Below are 6,682 nucleotides of genomic sequence, written 5' to 3'. Positions count from 1 at the left end.
ATCGGGGCGACCCTCCGCCTTGCGATCGCACGCACCAGACGCCGCCTGGCCCGCCCTACGGGCGGACGACGCTACTTTCGAAACACGCCCTAGCCGGCGCCGTTCACACGGCGCCACGTCGCGACCGGGCCCGGGGCGAGGACGTCCTCAGGGGTGACCCAGAATGCCTTCCCCAGCTCGGCGCTGAACTGGGCGCCGGTCCGTCCGTCCCCGGACGACCGGCCGGTCAGACGCCGCCCTATCCACGGCGCCAGATGCTGCCGCGCGAAGCGGAGGTCGTCGACGCGCCGTATCGCCCACCGCGGGGGCACCGCGGCGGGGAGCGGCGTCTGCCAGTCGTGCTCCGGCGGCAGTCCGAGCGTCTGCCAGACTGCTTCGGCGACCCTGCGGTGTCCCTCGGCCGTCAGATGCAGCCGGTCGACGCCCCACAGCCGGGGATCGCCGAGTGCCGGTGCCCCGTACAGATCGACGACCAGCGCACCGTGGCGGTCCGCCAAATCGTCGACCAGGGAGAACAGCTCCTCCATGCGGGGGCGGAAGCGCTCCATGACCGGTCCGTTGCGGCCGGGGCTGCGCATCAGCACGAGCTTCTTGCACGACGGCGCGAGGCGTTCCACGGCTTCTTCCAGCTGACCGCGCACCATGCCCATGTCGCACGTGGGCCGCAGGGTGTCGTTGAGACCACCGACCAGCGTGACGACGTCCGCCTGCATGGCGGCGGCCGCATCGACCTGCTCGGCCACGATCTGGCGGATCAGCTTCCCGCGCACGGCGAGATTCGCGTACCGGAACCCGGGGGTGCGGGCGGCGAGACGGCTCGCGAGGACATCGGCCCAGCCGCGGTACGAGCCGTCGGGCAGCAGGTCCGACATGCCCTCGGTGAATGAGTCGCCGACCGCGACAAGACTGGTGTACGAGGCATTCATTTCCATGGCCTTGGGATCGTATCGCGGTGGGGTCCGGCCCCTTCCGGGCGGCGCCGCCCCCGCGTCCGGTGGCGCGGCAGTCGCTGAGGGCCGGCCGCACAGGACCTGCGCGAAGGCGATCAGCAGGGCCGACCGGACGAGGCCGGCCGCGGTGTGCAGCCCGGTCGGCAACAGGCCGGGAGTTCGCGTGAGGAGCCCTACGGCCAGGGCGAATGATCAGAGTGCGGTGGAGACTGCCGCGGTCCGTCAGCCTGTCCCGGCCTTCCGGCCGGCCACGTGGCGCGCCCCCCGCCACGTGGCCTCGCCGCTCGCGCCCCCGGCGCGGGCCACGCCCGTGAGCGCTGTCGTGTACCCCCGCCGCGTACCCCCGGTCCGTCCGTCAGCGTGCCTGCGGCCGTCCGACCAGCTCGCGCAGCACATCCTCCATCGTGACCATGCCGGCGAGCCTGTCGTCCTCGTCGAGCACTGCCGCCAGATGCGTACGGCTCCGGCGCATCGCGGTCAGTACGTCGTCGAGGGGCGTCACCGCCCGCACCCGGGCGATCGGCCGCATCGCCGTGACCGGGAACGGCACATCACGCGGCGCGGCGTCGAGGGCGTCCTTCACATGGAGGTACCCCAGGATCCGCTGCTCGCTGTTCAGCACCGGGAAGCGCGAGAATCCGGTCTCGGCCGAGAGCCGTTCCAGCTCCTCGGGCGTCGTCCCGACCCGGGCGTAGACCACCTGCTCGACCGGCAGCACGACATCCCGAACCGGGCGACGGCCCAGCTCCAGTGCGTGGTGCAGCCGCTCGGCGGCGCGGTCGTCGACCAGGCCGGCGTCACCGGCGTCCTGTACCAGCCGGGCCAGCTCGTCGTCGGAGAACGTCGAGGACACCTCGTCCTTCGTCTCCACCCGCAGCAGCTTCAGCAGGGTGTTGGCGAAGGCGTTGACCGTGAAGATCACCGGGCGCAGCGCCCTGGCAAGGGTGACCAGCGGCGGACCGAGCAACAGCACGGTCCGTACCGGCTCGGCCAGTGCGACGTTCTTCGGGACCATCTCGCCGAGCAGCATGTGCAGATACGTCGCCAAGGACAGTGCGATCACGAACGAGATCGGATGGACCAGTCCGTGTGGCACACCAACGACGTCGAAGGCCGGCTCCAGCAGATGCGCGATGGCCGGCTCGGCGACGATACCGAGGACCAGCGTGCAGAGCGTGATGCCGAGCTGCGCCGCCGCGAGGAGCGCCGACACATGCTCCAGGCCCCAGATGACGCTTCGCGCACGCCGGTTCCCGGCCTCCGCCTGGGGCTCGATCTGGCTGCGGCGCACGGAGATCAGCGCGAACTCCGCGCCGACGAAGAATGCGTTGACGACCAGGGTCAACAGACCGATGAAGAGCTGGACGGCAGTCATCGCCCGTCCTCCGTCTCGTCGTCGAAGCCGGGCAGCGGTGCGTGCAGCAGCGCCCGTGCGGCGCGGCGCCCGGAGGCGTCCACGACGTCGAGCCGCCAGCCGGCCAGCTCGATGAAGTCACCGACGACAGGGATCCGGCCGACTTCCGTGGCGATCAGTCCGGCGAGCGTCTCGTACGGTCCGTCCGGCACCCGCAGTCCGATCGTCCGCAACTGGTCCATGCGGGCGGCGCCGTCGGCCGACCACAGGGTGCGCCCGTCGGCGTCCTCGCCGGCCGGTGCGAGGTCCGGCGTCTCGTGCGGGTCGTGTTCGTCGCGTACCTCGCCGACGACCTCCTCGACGATGTCCTCCAGCGTCACGACACCGGCCGTGCCGCCGTACTCGTCAATGACGACGGCCATCGGGAACTTGCTGGACAACCTGTCGAGCAGCCGGTCCACCGTGAGGCTCTCCGGTACGAGCAGGGGCTCACGCAACATCTCCGACACGCGCTTGCGGTGCCGCTCCTCGGCCGGGATGGCCAGGACGTCCTTGATGTGCGCGACACCGACGACGGTGTCGAGGCTGCCCCGGTAGACGGGGAAGCGGGACAGTCCGGTCGCCCGGGTGGCATTGGCGACGTCCTCCGCGGTCGCCTGCACCTCCAGCGCGGTGACCTGCACCCGCGGGGTCATCACGTTCTCCGCGCTCAGTTCGGCCAGATTGAGGGTGCGGACGAACAGCTCCGCGGTGTCCGCCTCCAGCGCGCCCGCCTTGGCAGAGTGGCGGGCGAGCGCCACCAGCTCCTGCGGGCTGCGGGCGGAGGCCAGCTCCTCGGCCGGTTCGAGACCGAAGCGGCGCACGATCCGGTTGGCCGTGTTGTTGAGGTGGCTGATGAAAGGCCGGAAGATCGCGGTGAAGGCACGCTGGGGGGTGGCCACGGCCTTCGCCATGGCGAGCGGCGAGGAGATCGCCCAGTTCTTCGGGACGAGTTCGCCGACGACCATCAGGAAGACCGTGGACAGTGCCGTCCCGAGTACCAGTGCCAGTGAGGACGAGACGCTCGGGGACAGGCCGATGGCCTCCACCGGACCGCGGATCAGCTTCGCGATCGACGGTTCGGAGAGCATGCCGACGACCAGATTGGTGACGGTGATGCCGAGCTGTGCGCCGGAGAGCTGGAAGGTGAGACTGCGCACCGCCTTCATGGCGCTCGCCGCGCCCCGTTCACCCCGCTCCACGGCCCGTTCGAGCTGGCCGCGCTCGACCGTGGTCAGAGAGAACTCGGCGGCGACGAAGGCACCGCAGGCGAGCGAGAGCAGGACCGCCACGAGCAGCAGAAGCACTTCGGTCATCGGTTCACCTCCGTCCCATGATCGAGCAGGGGCAGGAGGCTCGCCTGGTGTCGGCGATGTCGGCTACTGGGAGGCTCGCCCATGGGCGGACGCTCACACCTTTCGGAAGGGGGTGGTGCTGTGAACACCCATGGTAAAGGACGGGCAAAGTTGCGCCGCGTGTGGGTGATCTCGGTGAGTGCCCCGGCCCCGGTCTCAGTCCTTGAGATGCTTCACCCAGCGGCTCCACTGCGGCTCGGGCGCATACCCTGCCGCGTGCCAGGCGTGGTGCGCGAGCTCGTTGCGGTTCAGCACCATGGCGTCGCCACGCCGTCCGCCCAGCTGTACGAATCGTTCCTCCGCCGCCGTCAGCAGCGCCCGGCCGATGCCCTGCCGGCGCTGGTCCGGATGGACCGCGAGCCGATAGAGGTGGCACCGCCAGCCGTCGAAGCCTGCGATCACGGTTCCGGCCAGCTCGCCGGAACGTTCCGCGAGGATGAGGGCTCCGGGGTCGCGGGCGACCAACTGTTCGATGCCGTCCCGGTCGTCGCTGATGCTGGTGCCTTCCGCCGCCACTTTCCAGAAGGCAAGGACGGCGTTGAGGTCGCCCGGTGCTGCCGCGCGGATTGCGAGATCATTCATGTCCGTACCCCATCACCGGGCCCACCGCACCGTCGAATGAATTCCGCCATGCGGTCAGCTCCCCGCGAGTTCCTGGAGGACCGGGGCGAACGCCTCCATGTTCGGCTCCAGCACCGACAGGTAGGAGAAGCCGTAGCGCTCCCGCTGTTCTCTGAGCTGTTCGGCCATCTGCCGGACCGTGCCCACCGTGACCAGCGGCAGGGCCAGCACCTGGTCCTCGTCGAGGTGAGGTGTCTTCGGCAGCACTTCGCGCACGGCCGCACGACGGTCGTGGGTGGCCTGGACGTGCTGGATCAGCAAATTCAGTTCGGCTGGGCTCTCCCGTCCTGCGGCGAATCGCCGGTAGGCGGCGACGCGCCCGTCGAGCTGCTCGGCGGTGAGGGGCGTGAGCGTGCCGTTCCGGTCGCCGACGGCCCCGGTGAACGCGACGATCTCAGCAAACTGTGCCGCCAGCCGCAGGACCCGGTCCCCGTTCCCGCCGATCAGCAACGGCGGCCGGGGCTTCTGCGCGGACCTCGGCAGCTGGGTGTCGTCGCGCAGCAGGCGGTCCAACTCCTCGACCGTATGCCGCAGATGATCCACCCGTCCGCCGGGGGAGAGGAACTCGATGCCCGCCCGGTCGTGCTCCTCGCGGACGTATCCGGTCCCGATCCCCAGTTCCAGGCGTCCCTCGGTCAGCGCATCCGTACCGGCCGCCTCGCGGGCCAGCAGCGTCGCATTCCAGAAGGCGGCATTCAGTACGAAGGTGCCGACACGGGGCCGCTCCGTGGCCTCCGCGGCGGCCACCAGTGCGGGGAAGGGGGCCGGCATGCCCAGATGGTCGGGGACCAGGATGACGTCGTAGCCGAGTTCCTCCGCGCGGCGGCATCGGGCGCGCCACTCGTGCCCACCGGTCGGCGTCAGCATGTTTACTCCGAATCGAAACGGCCTCGCCATGAACTCTCCTTGCGTCGGGACATTCGATGGACGGCCCATCTACTCTGCCAAGGGCGAGCCGCAGTTGTACGCCGAATCGCTCCCCTTGCCGGTGCTAGCAATCCCGCGCTAGCTTGGTGGGGTGCCCAAGACTCAGCTGAACGTACGAGTGGACGAGGCCACCGCCGAGGCCGCGCGGCAGCGCGCGCTGCAGAGGGGGATGAGTGTGAACCGCTACATAGAGGAGCTCGTCAAACAGGATGCGGGCGAAGTCGGACACACCTTTGTCGAAGCGGCTGCCGACTTCATGAAGCAGTACGAGTCGGTGTTCGCCGAGGAGTTCGGCCCGGAGCGCAAAGGTAACCGTTGAACCTCAGGATCGACCTTTCCTGGCTGCTCATGGTCGCCGAGCACAAGACGCCCGGTGACCCGCAGGTCGTCGACTGGGGTGCGCTCGTCGCCGCGGTCGCCCGTCATGAGGCGGAGATCTTCGGCAGTCCCGTCTACAGCGATCCGCACTCCAGGGCTGCCGCGCTCCTGCAGTTGCTCCTCCATGTCCCCGCGCTCGAACACTCCAACGCGATGTTCGGCTCGGCCGTCGCGTACGGCTACCTCGTCGCCTCCGGGCTGAAGGTCATCACCTCGCCCGAGCAGGTGCGCGATCTGGCCCGGCTGGTCAAGGAGGGCAAGGCCGACGTCCGGGCCATCGCCGACGAACTACGTCAGTGGAGTCTGTGAATCCTTTTGTGTGAGATTCCCGGAATACCACCTTCCGTCGTGAATCATCGTTAACGTCCGGCTCATGACACACATAAGGAACATGCGTGCGAGACGAATGACGGTCGTGGGCGCGGCGGCGGCCCTGGTGCTCGGAGTCGGCGGAGCGATCGCCGTCGCCGCGCCGGACGAGGGCTCGGCCGATCCGACCCCTGTCCCCACCGTGACGACCGAGCCCGAACCCGGCACGGGCGGGGTCAGCGGCAGCACCGACGGCAGCGGCACCGGCGGCGGCTCCGACGGCGGCAGCGTGAGCGGTTCGGGCGGCGGTGTCGACCCCAGCCCGAGCGATGCGCCGTGCCCGACCGGAGCCCCGGATCCCGCTGTCGGCCCGAACCCAACCGACAGCACAGACGTCGGCAGCACGGACGGCGGCGGCTCCGACGGCGGCAGCGTGAGCGGTTCGGGCGGCGGTGTCGACCCCAGCCCGAGCGATGCGCTGTGCCCGACCGGAGCCCCGGACCCGACCGACAGCCCCGTGCCCAGCGAACCGGCAAGCCTCGACGACCTGGAGAAGCGGATCGACGAGCTCGACAAGAAGATCGACGAGCTGCCCACGAAGAAGGACCTCGCCGACGCGCTCCGGGCGTTGGCGGACCGACTGGAGCAGGACGACTAGTAGGGCTTTGTTAGGTACCCCGGATGATCAAGCAGGAGTAGGGTTGTGATCTTCTTTGAGGTGTGACACCTGAGGAGATGGAAGAGGTCCG

8 protein-coding genes are annotated in these 6,682 nt (G+C 69.6%); 3 read left to right on the top strand and 5 right to left on the bottom strand.

Annotated elements, in window-relative coordinates; all coding sequences use genetic code 11:
- Positions 1 to 89: 89 nt before the first annotated feature.
- From AB0915_RS37680 to AB0915_RS37660, 5 genes are all read right to left on the bottom strand, one after another.
- A complete protein-coding gene (locus AB0915_RS37680; protein ID WP_366695707.1) occupies positions 90 to 932 on the bottom strand; it encodes an SGNH/GDSL hydrolase family protein in 843 nt (280 codons plus the stop codon).
- A gap of 373 nt (positions 933 to 1,305) precedes the next feature.
- Positions 1,306 to 2,325, bottom strand: a complete 1,020-nt coding sequence (locus AB0915_RS37675) for a hemolysin family protein (RefSeq protein ID WP_366695705.1) — start codon at positions 2,323 to 2,325, stop codon at positions 1,306 to 1,308.
- Positions 2,322 to 3,659: a hemolysin family protein gene (locus AB0915_RS37670; RefSeq protein WP_366695703.1), complete on the bottom strand. Its 1,338-nt coding sequence runs from the start codon at positions 3,657 to 3,659 to the stop codon at positions 2,322 to 2,324. The genes AB0915_RS37675 and AB0915_RS37670 overlap by 4 nt, the downstream gene beginning before the upstream one ends.
- Before the next feature lie 195 nt (positions 3,660 to 3,854).
- Entirely contained in the window at positions 3,855 to 4,280 is a 426-nt protein-coding gene (locus AB0915_RS37665) for a GNAT family N-acetyltransferase (RefSeq protein WP_366695701.1), read from the bottom strand.
- A gap of 54 nt (positions 4,281 to 4,334) precedes the next feature.
- Positions 4,335 to 5,216 carry an LLM class F420-dependent oxidoreductase gene (locus AB0915_RS37660; protein WP_366695699.1) on the bottom strand — a complete coding sequence of 294 codons (882 nt, stop codon included), beginning with the start codon at positions 5,214 to 5,216 and terminating at the stop codon, positions 4,335 to 4,337.
- 121 nt (positions 5,217 to 5,337) lie between these two features.
- Between AB0915_RS37660 and AB0915_RS37655 the strand changes: the two genes are divergently transcribed.
- The 3 genes from AB0915_RS37655 (at position 5,338) to AB0915_RS37645 (ending at position 6,591) form a co-directional block, all read left to right on the top strand.
- Positions 5,338 to 5,565, top strand: a complete 228-nt coding sequence (locus AB0915_RS37655; RefSeq protein ID WP_024493431.1) for a hypothetical protein — start codon at positions 5,338 to 5,340, stop codon at positions 5,563 to 5,565.
- Positions 5,562 to 5,933, top strand: a complete 372-nt coding sequence (locus AB0915_RS37650; RefSeq protein ID WP_366695697.1) for a fic family toxin-antitoxin system, toxin component — start codon at positions 5,562 to 5,564, stop codon at positions 5,931 to 5,933. The genes AB0915_RS37655 and AB0915_RS37650 overlap by 4 nt, the downstream gene beginning before the upstream one ends.
- 64 nt (positions 5,934 to 5,997) lie before the next feature.
- Entirely contained in the window at positions 5,998 to 6,591 is a 594-nt protein-coding gene (locus AB0915_RS37645) for a hypothetical protein (protein ID WP_366695695.1), read from the top strand.
- The last annotated feature ends 91 nt before the right edge of the window (positions 6,592 to 6,682 follow it).

The sequence above is a fragment of the Streptomyces sp. NPDC048411 genome (assembly GCF_040704695.1).
In the GTDB taxonomy this organism is placed as follows: Bacteria; Actinomycetota; Actinomycetes; order Streptomycetales; family Streptomycetaceae; genus Streptomyces.
This window is presented reverse-complemented; position numbering and strand designations above follow the sequence as displayed.

What these genes read in the sequence shown, in the direction of transcription:
- AB0915_RS37680 (WP_366695707.1), bottom strand. Translation starts at nt 932, where the DNA reads ATGGAAATGAATGCCTCGTACACCAGTCTTGTCGCGGTCGGCGACTCA.
- AB0915_RS37675 (WP_366695705.1), bottom strand. Translation starts at nt 2,325, where the DNA reads ATGACTGCCGTCCAGCTCTTCATCGGTCTGTTGACCCTGGTCGTCAAC.
- AB0915_RS37670 (WP_366695703.1), bottom strand. Translation starts at nt 3,659, where the DNA reads ATGACCGAAGTGCTTCTGCTGCTCGTGGCGGTCCTGCTCTCGCTCGCC.
- AB0915_RS37665 (WP_366695701.1), bottom strand. Translation starts at nt 4,280, where the DNA reads ATGAATGATCTCGCAATCCGCGCGGCAGCACCGGGCGACCTCAACGCC.
- AB0915_RS37660 (WP_366695699.1), bottom strand. Translation starts at nt 5,216, where the DNA reads ATGGCGAGGCCGTTTCGATTCGGAGTAAACATGCTGACGCCGACCGGT.
- AB0915_RS37645 (WP_366695695.1), top strand. Translation starts at nt 5,998, where the DNA reads ATGACACACATAAGGAACATGCGTGCGAGACGAATGACGGTCGTGGGC.